The 13,737-nt window shown below is 40.4% G+C and carries 15 protein-coding genes; 7 read left to right on the forward strand and 8 right to left on the reverse strand.

Annotated features, from left to right (window positions below; genetic code table 11):
• Positions 1-101 precede the first annotated feature (101 nt).
• The gene (locus H6G26_RS25360) at positions 102-1,325 is read right to left on the reverse strand and encodes a DEAD/DEAH box helicase (RefSeq protein ID WP_242053863.1); all 1,224 of its coding nucleotides are present in this window, start codon (positions 1,323-1,325) and stop codon (positions 102-104) included.
• Between the two features lie 768 nt (positions 1,326-2,093).
• Here H6G26_RS25360 and H6G26_RS25365 point away from each other — a divergent pair.
• Both H6G26_RS25365 and H6G26_RS25370 read left to right on the forward strand, forming a co-directional pair.
• Positions 2,094-2,384, forward strand: a complete 291-nt coding sequence (locus H6G26_RS25365) for an HNH endonuclease (protein WP_347242503.1) — start codon at positions 2,094-2,096, stop codon at positions 2,382-2,384.
• 308 nt (positions 2,385-2,692) lie between these two features.
• Positions 2,693-3,040: a hypothetical protein gene (locus tag H6G26_RS25370; RefSeq protein WP_190732364.1), complete on the forward strand. Its 348-nt coding sequence runs from the start codon at positions 2,693-2,695 to the stop codon at positions 3,038-3,040.
• A 128-nt stretch (positions 3,041-3,168) separates the two neighbouring features.
• Here the strand turns inward: H6G26_RS25370 and H6G26_RS25375 are convergent, their stop codons facing one another.
• The gene (locus tag H6G26_RS25375) at positions 3,169-3,429 is read right to left on the reverse strand and encodes a hypothetical protein (RefSeq protein WP_242053864.1); all 261 of its coding nucleotides are present in this window, start codon (positions 3,427-3,429) and stop codon (positions 3,169-3,171) included.
• A 572-nt stretch (positions 3,430-4,001) separates the two neighbouring features.
• Here H6G26_RS25375 and H6G26_RS25380 point away from each other — a divergent pair.
• From H6G26_RS25380 to H6G26_RS25395, 4 genes are all read left to right on the forward strand, one after another.
• Positions 4,002-4,967, forward strand: coding sequence for an aldo/keto reductase (locus tag H6G26_RS25380; RefSeq protein ID WP_190732367.1), 966 nt, complete (start codon positions 4,002-4,004; stop codon positions 4,965-4,967).
• Positions 4,968-5,226: 259 nt separating this feature from the next.
• Positions 5,227-5,931, forward strand: a complete 705-nt coding sequence (locus H6G26_RS25385) for an FAD-dependent monooxygenase (RefSeq protein ID WP_190732369.1) — start codon at positions 5,227-5,229, stop codon at positions 5,929-5,931.
• 155 nt (positions 5,932-6,086) lie between these two features.
• Positions 6,087-6,818, forward strand: a complete 732-nt coding sequence (locus H6G26_RS25390; protein ID WP_190732371.1) for a hypothetical protein — start codon at positions 6,087-6,089, stop codon at positions 6,816-6,818.
• A 237-nt stretch (positions 6,819-7,055) separates the two neighbouring features.
• A complete protein-coding gene (locus tag H6G26_RS25395) occupies positions 7,056-7,946 on the forward strand; it encodes a hypothetical protein (protein ID WP_190732373.1) in 891 nt (296 codons plus the stop codon).
• A 153-nt stretch (positions 7,947-8,099) separates the two neighbouring features.
• On the opposite strand, the gene H6G26_RS25400 is transcribed toward H6G26_RS25395, so the two are convergent.
• The 3 genes from H6G26_RS25400 to H6G26_RS41820 all read right to left on the reverse strand — a co-directional run bounded on the left by H6G26_RS25400 (position 8,100) and on the right by H6G26_RS41820 (position 10,655).
• Positions 8,100-8,375, reverse strand: a complete 276-nt coding sequence (locus tag H6G26_RS25400) for an HU family DNA-binding protein (protein WP_190732375.1) — start codon at positions 8,373-8,375, stop codon at positions 8,100-8,102.
• Positions 8,376-8,476: 101 nt separating this feature from the next.
• On the reverse strand, positions 8,477-9,940 hold the full coding sequence (locus H6G26_RS25405) for a TerB family tellurite resistance protein (RefSeq protein ID WP_190732377.1): 1,464 nt from the start codon (positions 9,938-9,940) through the stop codon (positions 8,477-8,479).
• Positions 9,941-10,460: 520 nt separating this feature from the next.
• Positions 10,461-10,655 (reverse strand): hypothetical protein, encoded by a 195-nt coding sequence (locus tag H6G26_RS41820; protein WP_199327083.1) that lies wholly within the window; start codon positions 10,653-10,655, stop codon positions 10,461-10,463.
• A 519-nt stretch (positions 10,656-11,174) separates the two neighbouring features.
• On the opposite strand from H6G26_RS41820, the gene H6G26_RS25415 reads away from it, so the two are divergent.
• Entirely contained in the window at positions 11,175-11,366 is a 192-nt protein-coding gene (locus H6G26_RS25415) for a hypothetical protein (protein WP_190732379.1), read from the forward strand.
• A gap of 722 nt (positions 11,367-12,088) precedes the next feature.
• Here H6G26_RS25415 and H6G26_RS25420 read toward each other — a convergent pair.
• The 3 genes from H6G26_RS25420 to H6G26_RS25430 all read right to left on the reverse strand — a co-directional run bounded on the left by H6G26_RS25420 (position 12,089) and on the right by H6G26_RS25430 (position 13,471).
• Positions 12,089-12,250, reverse strand: coding sequence for a ribbon-helix-helix protein, CopG family (locus H6G26_RS25420; RefSeq protein ID WP_190732420.1), 162 nt, complete (start codon positions 12,248-12,250; stop codon positions 12,089-12,091).
• A 470-nt stretch (positions 12,251-12,720) separates the two neighbouring features.
• The gene (locus H6G26_RS25425; protein ID WP_190732381.1) at positions 12,721-12,948 is read right to left on the reverse strand and encodes a hypothetical protein; all 228 of its coding nucleotides are present in this window, start codon (positions 12,946-12,948) and stop codon (positions 12,721-12,723) included.
• A gap of 334 nt (positions 12,949-13,282) precedes the next feature.
• Positions 13,283-13,471, reverse strand: a complete 189-nt coding sequence (locus H6G26_RS25430) for a hypothetical protein (RefSeq protein ID WP_190732383.1) — start codon at positions 13,469-13,471, stop codon at positions 13,283-13,285.
• Positions 13,472-13,737: the final 266 nt, after the last annotated feature.

Consider the following 13,737-nt stretch of genomic DNA (forward strand, 5'->3'; position numbering starts at 1 on the left):
GTGATGTTTTTTCTGTCAGACGTTCCGCGATTACAACTATCGCTATAAATACCCCAGGCATCAATCTTTTTAGTTATCTCACCCCATTCAGATTAAGAAAATCAATCATTATAACACAAAATCAATTCTGCAAGAGGTCTAATCACCCAAAGAACCGGAGGGTGCTGTTCTAACAATGCCCGAATACTCATTGAGCGTAACTGCTCAGGGCTGATGTACAGCAAACCTTTGGAACCAGAACGCAGTTCTGATAATCGCTGACGACGTTCTGCTGCTGAGAGATTGCTGTTGATAAAAGTGGCAAAGAAAAAACCAGCTTGTTCTAAATCTGCTACCTGATCTGCCATTAATGCTTGTAGCGGTGAAATGACAACAGTCAGCGCTTTGTGCCTTTCGTGGAACATGAAAGCTGGTAATTGATAGCATAAAGATTTACCACCGCCAGTAGGCATGAGAACAAGCGGACGCTCATTATTAATAATTGCTTGCACAGCTTCTTCTTGCAAAGGTCGAAAACTGGGAATTTCAAAATATTCCAAGTAAGAGCTGATAGCAAATTCATCTGTACTTAAAGGACGCAAATTCTCAAGTACAGCTTGAAAACTATTTAAATGTCTGAGCCAATCACAAAAAACCTGCTTCGATTCATTGACATTGCACTCATAGTTCCAAGCCAGTAATCCCGCCACGCATAATCTTGTCTCAAAATTATAAGTTTGCGGACTAGACCATAACTGCTGCAAATAGGATTGATTTATTCCTTTTAACATTGTTTCTGGCAGCATTTCTATGGCGGGTTGTTCAATTTTCAAACCAAGGCGATCGCTGAAAAATTGTTGATATGCAAGGTCTGCATCTTCGCAACCACAAGTCAGGAGCCAAATATATACCTGTTGTACTTCATCAGGCTTTTTAAATAGTGCTTCTAATTGTTGACCAAGTAATAATCGAGTTGCCTGTGCGTCTTCTAGAGGATTATTACTTGAATATTCACTTTGCTTATAGTCTTTATTTAGCTTATGGGAATGCTGTAGGGGGAAAGCGAGTATTGATAGTTCTAAAGTGTCAATTATGTGCCAAGAAGATAATTGAGGTTCTTGCTCAATCAGATAAGGGTAATCAAAGCGGCGGAAGTTGTGACCGCATACTGCTAAATTACTATTTTTCAACTTTCTTATTTCTTCGTAAGCTTGATTTAGATTTTCTTGATAAAAATCTTTTGTTAAATTTAGAGATACCAATCCTATGCGGTATATATTCTTTTCACTATTAATTTCTAAGTCTAAATAAGCATAAAATAAGTCAATATTTGATAAATCTTGCATGAGAATCCCTGATTAGATTGCTTTTTCGCAATTTCATTTCTAAAAAATTACCAACTCAACTTACCCTGACTTTGTTCAAAAATTTTAGCACCGAGTACTTATTTGTCAATAAATAGTACAAAAATACTATTAGTTTAACTCATGTATGCGTTGCCAATTTTGTTGTGTAATTTGTAGCGTTCGGCTAATGAATTACAATCAAAGTCTTCAAAACAGGGTCTTGTTTTCAGTTTTCCCTCAGCAGTAGCTTTTCTAACACAAAAGCTCCCAAACCGAATCTTCGCGCCAGATTTTCCACCAACACGCCAACAGGGCTTTCGGTAATCTTGGGATAATCAATCGATTTGAGAGACGATGGACTAACCTCATAAGAGCGATGTCTACGACGGGCTGCCTACGCTACTTCCTCTATCCCCAGATTCCCGCTCATCAGCAGCCCATCACCAGCAACCACATCCTGTGATACACCAAAGAAGAAGCTCAAAGTCGCGGATGCTGTCTATGATGCGGTGGCTTGTGGTGACTTCTAAATTTTGTAATGCCAACTTCAAGATTATTCCTTTTTTGCGTAAAGTACGAAAATTGAGGTGAATAGTACTATATAACGGTACTTATTATGGATAAACCGGGGACAACAATAAGAGTCTCCTATATAATTTACTTCTATTAAAAACTGCTCTGGATTAACTCCAGGGCAGTTTTATGTTGAGTCGATTAGCCCTAGATTAGTAATCGCTATGATATTAGATAGGGTTTATCATTTATCAGGTGTCTAACAATCTACAACAGCAATGCGAACTCTGCCAAAGAGAGATGGAATCTTTGACTGTCCATCACTTGGTTCCGCGACAAAATACCAAACGCAAAAAACAAGACCCAGGCCCAACAGCAAATATTTGTTCTGCCTGTCATCGACAGATTCATGCTTTATTTGATAATAAACTGTTGGCCCTTGAACTCAACACACTAAACAAGCTCAAAAATGAGCCGCAAATGCAGAAATTTTTGGTTTGGGTAAGAAAGCAAGACCCAGGTAAGCGAGTATCAGTCCATCGCTAAAAAATAAGGTGGGATGTGATCGCACGAGTTGCACCCCAATATAGATGCAGGGCAAACGCATCTAAATTACTCTTGATCACAACGAAGGTTAAAAACCAACGAAAAAATGAGGATTTCGCGTTTGATTATTTTTTAAGCCCCAAACAATCGCCAAATATTTTCGCAATAAGCAAGAGTTAATGACATTATTTTTAAGTATATTCTCAATAGACTTTACTTGTTGACATGATGCGGCCGCCCTGAATATAGATGCGCTCTTGAATTTAAAGTAGTAAGTAAGGGTTATATCAGTTATTGTAAACATTACTATGACTAACTCTCAACCTCCACTGCCACAACCCGAACTAGAAAGAGCAGGAATTACATTTGAGCAGTATGAAGAATTTACTCCAGAAAAGTTAGAACTCTGGGACGGATACCTGGGCTATGGTGGACAAAACCAACTTGGGTTTCATTTAGCTGTGTTAAGAAATATGGGACTACTCACGGCAGTTAGCCACACACAATTGTCGTTGTGGATAGAAGCCCTAGACCGTCATATTCGGGAAAAACTAGAAACCATCAGCGCTCAACCAGAAGTAGCCGAAGCTATGCTAAATCGCCTGAATCGGGCAATGTCAGATTTGGCAGCAGTAACAGAGTATTTAGAAGGGTAGCAGACAAATTCCTACAGTGGTATCTTTTATGCACCAGACTAACCAGCGATCGCTTGGTGTCAAGAGCGATTTCCAGATTCGACTGTCAATCAAAACTTTTTCTCTAGGAATCAAGTAAGGGCAATCGCTCACTTTCCAAGAGAACCATCGTAACTATCCTCCCACACTGCCATGAACTCTTCCCACTCCTCGTCTGTCTGGGGTGCTTTGTCTTTGGTCAGTCCCACTATTCGCGCTAGCTTCCTGGCTTGGTCTAAGCTCTCGCCAAGCTCAACCAACTGGTGTTCTAGGTTGGGGTCGTAGCCTTGGGCTAGTAGCTGGGTATATTCGGTATCGGTCATGCCGAGGTTGTGGATGTTGGTCATGGTTAGGGGGCGATCGCTTATCATAACCCATATATAAGTTTCCTCTAAGAATTATGCTGCTTTAACTGTGACCTTGAAGCACTGTCTCCAAACGACTGGTAAATTCGGATGAGCGATCGCACTTGAATTAGGCGGCTACGCCATCGCACCACTATCAAGCAAGTATCACATAACCAAAGAAATTCTTAGAGGAAAAGTCAATGACCCATTGAATAATCAAATAGGACGATGTATGTAATAGATGTGATCGCTCTTGCAAGCGGGGCGTAGCCCATCGTCCAATAGGTTTAGTTAAGCAAATTTATCTGTTAAGGCAGGCTGTTCTTGAGCAGGGGAGGCAGGGGGAAAGAAAAAAACTGTATTGGCCCATCGCCCTCTTTCCCCCAGAACTAGAGACAAGCGCTTGCAAAGTGTGGATATAGCGTAGGGTGTTAGATGTATGCCCCAAAGTCTGCTGTACCAATACAGGTGTGCCCCGGTCTAAACTATGGCTAGCGTAAGGCGTAGCCCGCCTTTGGCATCGCCGTCTTCAGTTTCTTAGAGGAAACCTTTATAGTTGGCACAAGTAATTCTAAAACTGTCTTGAAAGAAAACTTATGGTTATTACACAAAGACGTAAACTTGGACGTTCAGGATTAGAAGTATCACCACTATCTTTTGGTGGCAACGTGTTTGGCTGGACAATTGATGAAAATAGTTCATTTGAGATTTTAGATCACTTTATAGCGGCTGGAGGTAATTTTATTGACACAGCCGATGTTTATTCAAAGTGGGTTGCAGGAAATCTGGGTGGAGAGTCTGAGACAATTTTAGGGAAATGGCTCATTTCTCGTGGTCATCGTGACCAAGTGGTGATTGCAACGAAAGTTGGCAACGATATGGGTGTAAAAGGCAAAGGGCTTTCTCGTAAACACATTCAACAAGCTGTTGAAGACTCATTGCAAAGGTTACAAACTGATTATATTGATCTATATCAATCGCATATCGACGATGAAAGCACTCCACTTGAAGAAACTCTTGAAACCTACGCAGAATTGATTCGTCAAGGAAAAGTACGTGCGATTGGTGCTTCAAATTATAGTGCAGAGCGTTTATTACAGGCATTAGAAATTAGCCGTCAGCATGGTTATCCTCGCTACGAAAGCCTTCAGCCCCGTTATAACTTGTATGACCGAGATGGTTATGAGCAGGATTTACAACAAATTTGCCAAGAACACTCAATTGGTGTGATTAGCTATTCTTCTCTGTGCAGTGGCTTTCTCTCTGGTAAATATCGCTCAGAAAAAGATTTGTCTATTAGTCTGCGTGGTAGCTCTGTAAAAAGATATTTAAACCCTCGTGGTTTGCGAATTCTAGAGGCACTGGATGAAGTGGCCAAGATTTATAATGCTACTCCCACCCAAGTTTCTCTGGCGTGGCTCATTGCTAATCCTACCATTACCGCTCCTATTGTTAGTGTAACAAAAGTTGAGCAACTCAACGATATCATCAAAGCTGTCAATATAAATCTCGACCAAGATGCTACTGACCTTCTCAATCAAGCCAGTTCCTCAAACAGCTAGTACTGCTACCTTGTCAGTCAACAGTTAACAGTTATTCCCCCATCCCCCCAAAGAGCTTTTCTCTTTGAAAAAGGGCGGCACATTCCAATGCTTGGCTTGGGCGAAGGGCTGGGGGATGAGGGCGATAGCTGGAGCATCCTCGCTTGAATGGGGGCGAGGGCGTACCCGCCATGAGTCGGTGGCATCGCACCGGAGATACTGGTACGTTATGGATAATTGAAGTATCACCTGTTGTATGTTCAGATGAGAGTCTGTAACTATGGAATGGATATTAGATGTTGATTCAACTATAACCCAACCAAACGAACGCCACGCTCTTGTCATTGGGGGAAGTATCGCTGGACTGCTAGCAGCGCAAGTGCTGACTAAATACTTTAACCGGGTAACAATTATCGAACGCGATCATTTGAGCGCTCAACCAGAACAGCGTCCTGGTGTACCCCAAGCTCATCATTTCCACGTCTTACTCAAACGGGGTTTGGATATCTTAGAACAGCTTTTTCCAGGTATCCAGACTGAATTAGCGGCATCCGGCGCAGTCGCCATTAACGCCAGTGCTGATTACCTGTGGTATGGCTTAGGAGGATGGACACCCCGCTTTAATTCCGATTTGAACGTCTACAGTTTAAGTCGGAACTTACTCGAATGGATTATCCGCCGTCGTTTAGCTACTAATAACCGTGTTGTATTTGTACAAGCAGCAATTGTTACTGGATTGCTGTCTAACCCCAACAAAACTCAGGTCACGGGTGTGCAGGTACGCCGAAAATTTGATGAGAGGCAAAATAACTCTCCTAGACAAACAGATTTCACTGCTGATTTAGTAGTAGATGCTAGCGGACGTAATTCTCTCGCTCCTGGGTGGTTAGAAGCAATGGGTTATGCACCACCCAAAGAAACTGTAATTAATTCCTTTTTGGGCTATGCTAGTCGCTTATATGAACGATACTGTTGGCGAATATAATACATAGTTGTGTTTTCAAGTATTACTTAAGCTGAAACGTCCAATCTGTCGTTGGGGCTTTTAGTTGTAACACTTTTGTTTATGCGTTTGTAACACTTTCGCCAACAGTATCATATGAACTTCCAGAAAACTTTCCGACTGATTGGCAGGGTGCATTGGTAACGGCAAAAGCCCCAGGCACACGCGGTGGTGTAATGTCTGCGGTCGAAGGAAATCATTGGATAGTTACACTTGCTGGAATTGGTCGAGATTATCCACCAACTGACGAAGCTGGGTTTTTAAACTTTGCTTGTAGCTTACGTAATCCAATTATCTACGAAGCAATACTAGATGCCAAAGCCATTTCACCTCTGATTGCCTATCACCGCACGGAAAATAGCTGGCTTCACTATGAAAAACTGTCGAGATTACCGTCAGGGTTTGTGGTGATAGGTGATGCGGTTTGTGCTTTCAATCCCGTCTATGGACAAGGCATGACTACTGCGGCTTTAGGTGCATTGACGTTAGATGAGTCTTTGAGTAAGCAATTATCCCGCCATGCTGACGGAAATTTAGTTGGTCTATCCCGAAGCTTTCAACAACAACTTAGCAAAATAATTGCAGTCCCTTGGCTAATGGCAACAGGTGAAGATTTTCGCTGGCATACTACTGTGGGCGGACGACCCAATTGGATGACGCAACTCATGCAGTACTATCTAGATCAAGTGTTGCTGCTGGCTGCCCAAAGCCCTGACATCCACAAGCTTTTCTTAGAAGTGATGCACCTACTTAAAGCACCCAGTGTATTTTTCCATCCCACTGTTCTAAGGCAGGTGTTACAGCGAATCATCAAAAAGAGTGATCAAAACTGGAATAGAAGTGGGGACAACCTGTTAGTAGATCAGTGATTTTCTGATTGCTTACCGAATGAACCGTCAGCGATAGCTTAAATAAATTCCAGTTCATCTTAAACTACTTTCTTAAATAAGGCGAAACAAAGTTATGTAATTTTTTGCATTATTTATAGCTAGCAAGTTGATAGCTGCTATAGAAGCAGTTTGTGGGTGACTACAACGTAGCCAAAAAAAATCAATTTATGACGACTGCTTAGTATAAAAATTGAACAATACAATGTTTCATAATCAATGCAAAAAAAACTCAAGCTATTTGTTATCTGCGGATTAGTAGGATTAATGTCTGGCGCTTCGGTTTTGTATAAATCCTTTGCCAAAAATCAAGCTTTACAGGCGAGCGCTAATCAACCACAAACCTCAGTAGCCCAAGCAAACAGTACCATACCACCACAGTCAGCAATGACAGGATGGTTAGGTTTTGCAACTACAGCAAACAAAAATGTACCATTTTTGCCTTTGCTGCCTGTGAATGCGGATGCCCAGGTTGCACTTTTCTCAAATGCATGGGATCAAGTCAAACCCGGTACATCTTTAGTTGGTATCGCTGGAGGAATCAAACAACAGGTAAAATTTCGTCGTTCTCAAGAAGAACTTTTTGGTTGTGATAATAATAAAACAAAAATGGCAACGTTTACCGCAGCTAAACGTTTTGCCCTAGGGCCTATTTGGCTTTTGCCCTTGAACCTAGCCAAAGAAGCAAAATCGTTGACTTTCCAAGCGTTGAATTTATCTGAAGTTCCTACGAGCGTATTACCTGTAAACAAACGCAAACCATCAGTTGCACGCGCTTGGAAGGCTGGGGGAGCAACTGTTGTGATGCAGAAACAAAGTAAAGACCAAGTGCGCTTAAGTATATTAATCAATTCTCGGATAGCTTACAATGCAGTGGAGAAAAAGTCATATATGCAAGGTGGCGACCCTGAGCCTGTTAAATTTCCTAAATTTGACGGTACACCAGGAATACCTTTTCCAATTGGCGCTTTTCGGGCTAACGCTAAATCAGCACCCATGATTGTATTTTGGCAACCTAGTTATGAAGGTCAAGGTTACAGCGTCGTTGCATCTGTGAAGGGCAAAATGCAGAAAGTAGATGAGAACGCAATTTATTTCTGCGCTTTCTAGGAAAATATTTATAGATTACGCCATGTGCGACTTTCTCTCAAATCTTACGAACTCCATCCCCAGATTTCCTTACTCAACACCCCATCACCAGCAACCATGTTCTGTGGACTGCCAAGGAAGAAGCTCAAGTCAAAGTAAATACATTTGTATTGATTAGGGTGCAACTTTTTCTTTAAACAACTTCCCAGCAGAGAATGCAGGCACTTTGGTCGCTGCGATAGTCATTGGCTCATTGGTTTTCGGATTACGCCCTTCGCGTTCTGAGCGATCACGTCGCTCGAATGACCCAAAACCAATGAGCGTTACCTTATCCCCATTAGCTACAGCCTCAGTAACGACTGATAAAAAAGCAGTGATTACTTCATCAGCTTGCTTTTTAGTGATGTTGGTCTTTGCTGCTACAGCATCTACTAGTTCGCCTTTGTTCATAAATCACCCTGAAGTATTGTCTTAAAAAGTTGGGCGCACTGAAACCGTGACATACCCACTTTTCGCTGTAAATAAAGGAAATATAACATCAGCATCTTCTATTAGTAAAGATTATCAGCAGCTGGTCGCAGACGATATTGTTCACGAACACCTCTTAATAATTTAGTCTTTGAACCGTTTGGTTTTATTACTTCTGCCACTTCCAAAAGTTCGCCCTTATGCTTAAGATTTATTACCCTACGAATTTCCTTAACCTCGTCACGATAAATAGCTAATTTATCTGCCATACGGTTATGAAGTTGCAATTCTGATCCTAAGATTTTTCCATCAGCAATAGCTATTTCCCAAGCTACACATAAAATCAGGCGATGTTTCAGCCGCTCTTTATTGCTTTGGCTACAAGTTTTGTCTCGATGTTCATTATCGAAAAGAATACTTGTTTCTATAATTTGGTCAAATGTTTTATGTTCTTTTGTAGCCTTCCAAACTAGAGATTGCTCTTCCTTTCTAATACCGTAAGTAGTTATTAACCTATCTACCGTATCCTTCTCCTCTTCAGCTAACTCACCGTCTATCCAAGCCATTGGTAATGCAGCAATAATAATTTCTGATAAAAACTTACTCATTTTGGCGGCTTCTTCTTTATTGCTCAAGTTTGCCAAACCATTGTAAATTCCTATGGTTGCCAGCACTCCTAGCCCAACAGGAGCTGCAAGCGTCAGTAATGTGTATGTTGATGCACTAACAACTATACCCGTTGATATTCCAAAAAAGCCTTGGACAGCTGTCCACATACTAGCTGGTACAAGTACTGATGAGGCAACTGCTGAACTTCCAAGACCAGCCAATGCGCCCAAAGATGCACCTGTGCTTAAAGAAACTGTATCTTTTAACCAACTATCGTTGCTATTTTGCTTTAATGAATTCGTATTGAAATCTTGATACTCTTGAATTGAGTTTCTACCAATATATACACTTAATCCATCTAACTCATGGTCAAGGTAGTTCTGGAAAGATTTATCCCTAAAGTTGATGCCGCGTCTACTACCTTCTTCATAAATTTTTTGGGAGGAATCATTAATAGTAGTTACAACTTTCTGCCATGAGTTGCCAAAAATTTTTTTCAAATCATGAATATCAGCTTCTATTTCATTGAGTCCAGCAAAATCCTTTTTCCTAAGTTGTTCTAGATAATAACCTTTGTTGATAGCAAAAATCGTGTCTAAAACGGCTAGGGCAACTACAAGGGCGATTGCAGCTGCAATTGGGCTGGTAACAGCACCAATTAAGGGGACACCAGTCCAAGGGATAAGTGAATAAGCCATAAAAGTTACGATACTACCAATTGACAAAAGTGCTGCGTTAATAATTTTGCGCTCTTTCGCAGATGAATTAATATCAGAATATAAAATTTTTATTAGGCGAATATAGGAAGAGGAAGAAATTTTTGGGATACGAGTCAATGTGAAATTAATAAGAGTACCCAATACAGGGACTAAAAGAGCAAAAATAGTCGTAAGTACTGGTAAAACAGTCTGAATTACGAAGGAAAGAAGGATGAGCATAATAAATATTTATCTAAGAGTGTTTATTTAATGAGTTTGAGCCTAATGCTCTTATAAACCAATTCGCAATTCGCAATTACGTTTTATCACAGGGTTTTAACCCCGTGACAAAACTTTTCGCCTTCAAAGGCGAGGTTTTAGACCCGATTGTTTTGATAAAGATTCAATTTGTATTTGGTGTTTCTGTAACAGTCAAAGAGCGGATTAACTCTCACTGCAAGCGGCTCTATCCCTTTAACTCATGAAAACGCTGCCACTCCTACTGAGTAATTTTGTAATTGGTAGCATTCGGCTGACGAATTACAGCCAATGTCTTCAACACAGTGTCTTGTTTTAAGTTTTCCCTCATAAGAGGCTTTTCTAACAACTTACTAGTAAATCGAATCTTGGCACAAGATTTAACACCAATACGGCTGGTATCTATCCAATAGCCAATGTCAGGGAGGTTAACAATAATTTTGGGCGGCTCAATAATCTCTGCGATCGCATATATCTCCGCCTTATCTCCAGATTTCCTTTCTCAGTACCCCATCACCAGGAGCCATGTCTTTGGCGTAGCGCGTTGCAAGCAGGGCATCTGCTCAAATTTGCGGTTGCCGTCTATGATGCGGTAATACTTGGGGTTGCCTTGAAATAACCAGTGGTCATTGTTTGGTAGATGTAGTCTAACAAATAGGTTGAAGTAAGCGATCGCTTGGCTTTTCTTTATGCACACAATGCCATTCCTGCTGTGTAATTTTATAATTGGCAGCATTCGGATGAGGAATGACAATAAGATTTCTCAACACAGGGTCTTGCTTTCAGTTTTCCCGCAACAGTGGCTTTTCTAACGGCTTGCCTCAGCATCTGGTAGTCAAATTATTTGAACCTGCCCTAGAACCGACACGCCTGAAAAGCCGAAATTCACAGCAACATTATGCTTAATCTGTACAGTGCCTAAATCCTAGTTTAGATAAAGAGTACTTAAACTCTTCATGTTTAAGTACTCCCCTTATAGAAAGCTATTTTCAACTATAAGCAACAGCTTAGTTGCTGTACATACCTACAAAAACTAACTTAAGATAGACTATTATTCATACTTAAGTTAGTTGTAAAAAGTGCTAATGTTAAAAAGTTTTTAAGAATATTCATAACTAGGCTTGACCAGTTAGTTTCACTAAAACGTATTTATACCTGTTCTCATTATGAGAATGGCTGCTTCACTAATGTTCCGCAAGCGCAACTGCACAGTACCATGACTACTACTAAGATTCATTCAGTTGTCTGTATTCACTCTCGTATTTTAGTCGTATTTTACACTCTGGGTAAATGCTGGCAGTTTCGGATTATTAGCCCCGATGGCATGGTGTTTATTGAGTATCCGATTTACTTTAGTGCTGAAGCAGCAGCAAAAGCTGGGCGTGAATGGATTTATCAAAAGCGGTAAAGCGGTTAATTCATTCGGTGGTAATCCAAGCCGCAAAGCACTTTCATCGTACCAGCAGGAGAGCTATCACCTTTAATGAAATTCAAAATGCAAAATTCAAAATTTAAAATGAAGAATAAAAATAATTTTGAATTAATTAATTCGTTATTTTCTTGTCCCCGCTACAATCTCTGATTTGGCGGTCAACAAGAGAGTGGTGAGTTCAGAGCTAACACTAATTGTCTTTATTTTTGAATTCTGAATTTTGAATTTTGAATTTCGAGAAGCGACTTGACTCAGGATTAATAACAAGTAATATTTTTGGGTGAAAATCGAGTTTTCAAGTTAAAAGCCCTAGTAAAATCCAGGGCTTTATTTTATATGCGGTTTACTAAATGCCAGCTAAAAAAAGTTGCCAGCCCTTTCCATACACCTAATCAGCGTTCAATCATTTTGAGCTACTACTGCTGTTGAAATTTTGTCGATTCAGGAGCTTTGCTTTGTTAATAATGCGCTGGTAGGTGTAGTTTCAACAGTTATCAGTTATCAGTTACAGTTAATTTTTCCGTTGGGAGTTAGAGTCTCCCATTTCTAAAAATGGCGTGTTTCAGTCGGGGTCAAATCTCCGACTGAAACTATGATAACTGTTCACTGTTCACTGTTCACTGTTCACTGATTTAATACTTGTCAGATTTTGGGGAAAAGGGAAAGAAAAAACCCTTGAACTTACCCTAGATAAATTCTTAACTGGCATTTTGTACTTCTTCAATTGCTAAAGAGCGAATTAATTCCCGGATTACATCGGTTGCTGGTCTGCCAGTCTTTGAGCAGTATTTTTCCAACTTCTCTGCTTCACTTGATGTGAGATTGATTGTAAGTCGTTTAGCAGCCCATTTTTTATTCATAATATTAGACAAGTTAGATTTCGCAACTACTTCTCTAATATCAATCACTTAATCTGCTACTACATGGGTATCAATAATGACTTTTAATTTAAGAGATCATGAAGCAAAGTAATATGTTTCTCTAAAATAATAGTGAAAACGTAAACTCTATTTTAGAATATGAAGTTTTAGTTTTTTTAAAAAAATAATTATTAAGACAATATCAAGAAAGTACAAGACACTTTAAGACAAAATAGGTACTCTGGTCAAGTAAGTTTTTACCGTTTCTTAAAAAAGCATTGCATCGGCAGCATTATGATATACATCAGCAACCATTGCCACGGCACTCTTGTTAGAGATATAAGGCTATTGAGGAAGCGATGCCGCTTGCTACGCGGAGCGTCTCGTAGAGAAGGCGGGCTGCGCCTACGCAATTAAACTAGATAATTCATTTGGTTCAATTGCTCCCAGTTAGTTAACAAGGTATGGCCTTAACCACCCCAATAACCTGCCAATTTGAAGACTACTTGCAAGGTAGATGATGAAAAGGAGTTCAAAAGTGGAACTGTAACTATCGTTGTTGCCCCAGCAGCCGCCTCATTGTAGACACTTTGCCAAGCTTCTGGGCTGCTAGTAGATTGTCCATGAACTTGTGTACTAACACCTAACGTTAAGCCAAGCGCAGCTAAACCAACTAGTATTGTGCGACGTTTCAACATTATTTATTGATATCTAATAGTTCGCCCTTGTTTATTGTGTAAGGTAAACTTGGCTGTCTTGAGAATAGTAAGGGCTACAGTTTTGCAGTGGTTGAATTGCTAGTTGGCAAGCATTGCGGGCGCAGCCGATAACTTCCCCCGATGAACTTACTCTGGCTGCCCTCGCTCTTTTAGTTGCAGTGACTTTAGTTGCGACGGTAACAACTTTAGTTGTTGACCGCTATGAATTGCTCAAAACACAAAATTTTAACGACTAAAATCTATGTCTTCTTTGCTATTTAGTCCGCCAAAGTGTGATTAAGTTGACTGGTTAATAGTCGCCAGCACAAAAATCCTAACTCGCTACATCTAATTCCACAGTTACTGGCTGTTGTTCTGACTTTACATAACTTGAGAAAACAATCGCTAATAAATGTTCAGTGCAGAAAAGAATTGTGGTTTCCTGCAATAACAGATGTCGCAACATGAAGCCATTGTGGAGAACTCTTGTAATCTTAACTGCGATCGCTGGAGCTATCATCACCGCTATCTTGATTTTCCAAAGAACTAACCAAATTTCCTAAATTTGACGGTACACCAGGAATACCTTTCCCTATTGGCGCTTTTCAGGCTAGCCCTAAATCAGCACCCATGATTGTATTTTGGCAACCTGGTTATGAAGGTCAAGCTTACAGCGTCGTTGCATCTGTGAAGGGAAAAATGCAGAAAGTTGATGAGAATGCAATCTATTTCTGCGCTTTCTAGGAAAATATTCATAGATTACGCCACGAACCTGTAAGCCTACCTCCA

Origin of the sequence: Nostoc sp. FACHB-888 (genome assembly GCF_014696655.1) — a bacterium.
In the GTDB taxonomy this organism is placed as follows: Bacteria; Cyanobacteriota; Cyanobacteriia; order Cyanobacteriales; family Nostocaceae; genus Nostoc.

Coding starts and splice junctions, on each gene's coding strand:
- H6G26_RS25375 (WP_242053864.1), bottom strand. CDS start 3,429: ATGATAAGCGATCGCCCCCTAACCATGACCAACATCCACAACCTCGGC.
- H6G26_RS25415 (WP_190732379.1), top strand. CDS start 11,175: ATGACTACTACTAAGATTCATTCAGTTGTCTGTATTCACTCTCGTATT.
- H6G26_RS25385 (WP_190732369.1), top strand. CDS start 5,227: ATGGAATGGATATTAGATGTTGATTCAACTATAACCCAACCAAACGAA.
- H6G26_RS25400 (WP_190732375.1), bottom strand. CDS start 8,375: ATGAACAAAGGCGAACTAGTAGATGCTGTAGCAGCAAAGACCAACATC.
- H6G26_RS25360 (WP_242053863.1), bottom strand. CDS start 1,325: ATGCAAGATTTATCAAATATTGACTTATTTTATGCTTATTTAGACTTA.
- H6G26_RS25425 (WP_190732381.1), bottom strand. CDS start 12,948: ATGTTGAAACGTCGCACAATACTAGTTGGTTTAGCTGCGCTTGGCTTA.
- H6G26_RS25370 (WP_190732364.1), top strand. CDS start 2,693: ATGACTAACTCTCAACCTCCACTGCCACAACCCGAACTAGAAAGAGCA.
- H6G26_RS25420 (WP_190732420.1), bottom strand. CDS start 12,250: ATGAATAAAAAATGGGCTGCTAAACGACTTACAATCAATCTCACATCA.
- H6G26_RS25395 (WP_190732373.1), top strand. CDS start 7,056: ATGCAAAAAAAACTCAAGCTATTTGTTATCTGCGGATTAGTAGGATTA.
- H6G26_RS25405 (WP_190732377.1), bottom strand. CDS start 9,940: ATGCTCATCCTTCTTTCCTTCGTAATTCAGACTGTTTTACCAGTACTT.
- H6G26_RS25380 (WP_190732367.1), top strand. CDS start 4,002: ATGGTTATTACACAAAGACGTAAACTTGGACGTTCAGGATTAGAAGTA.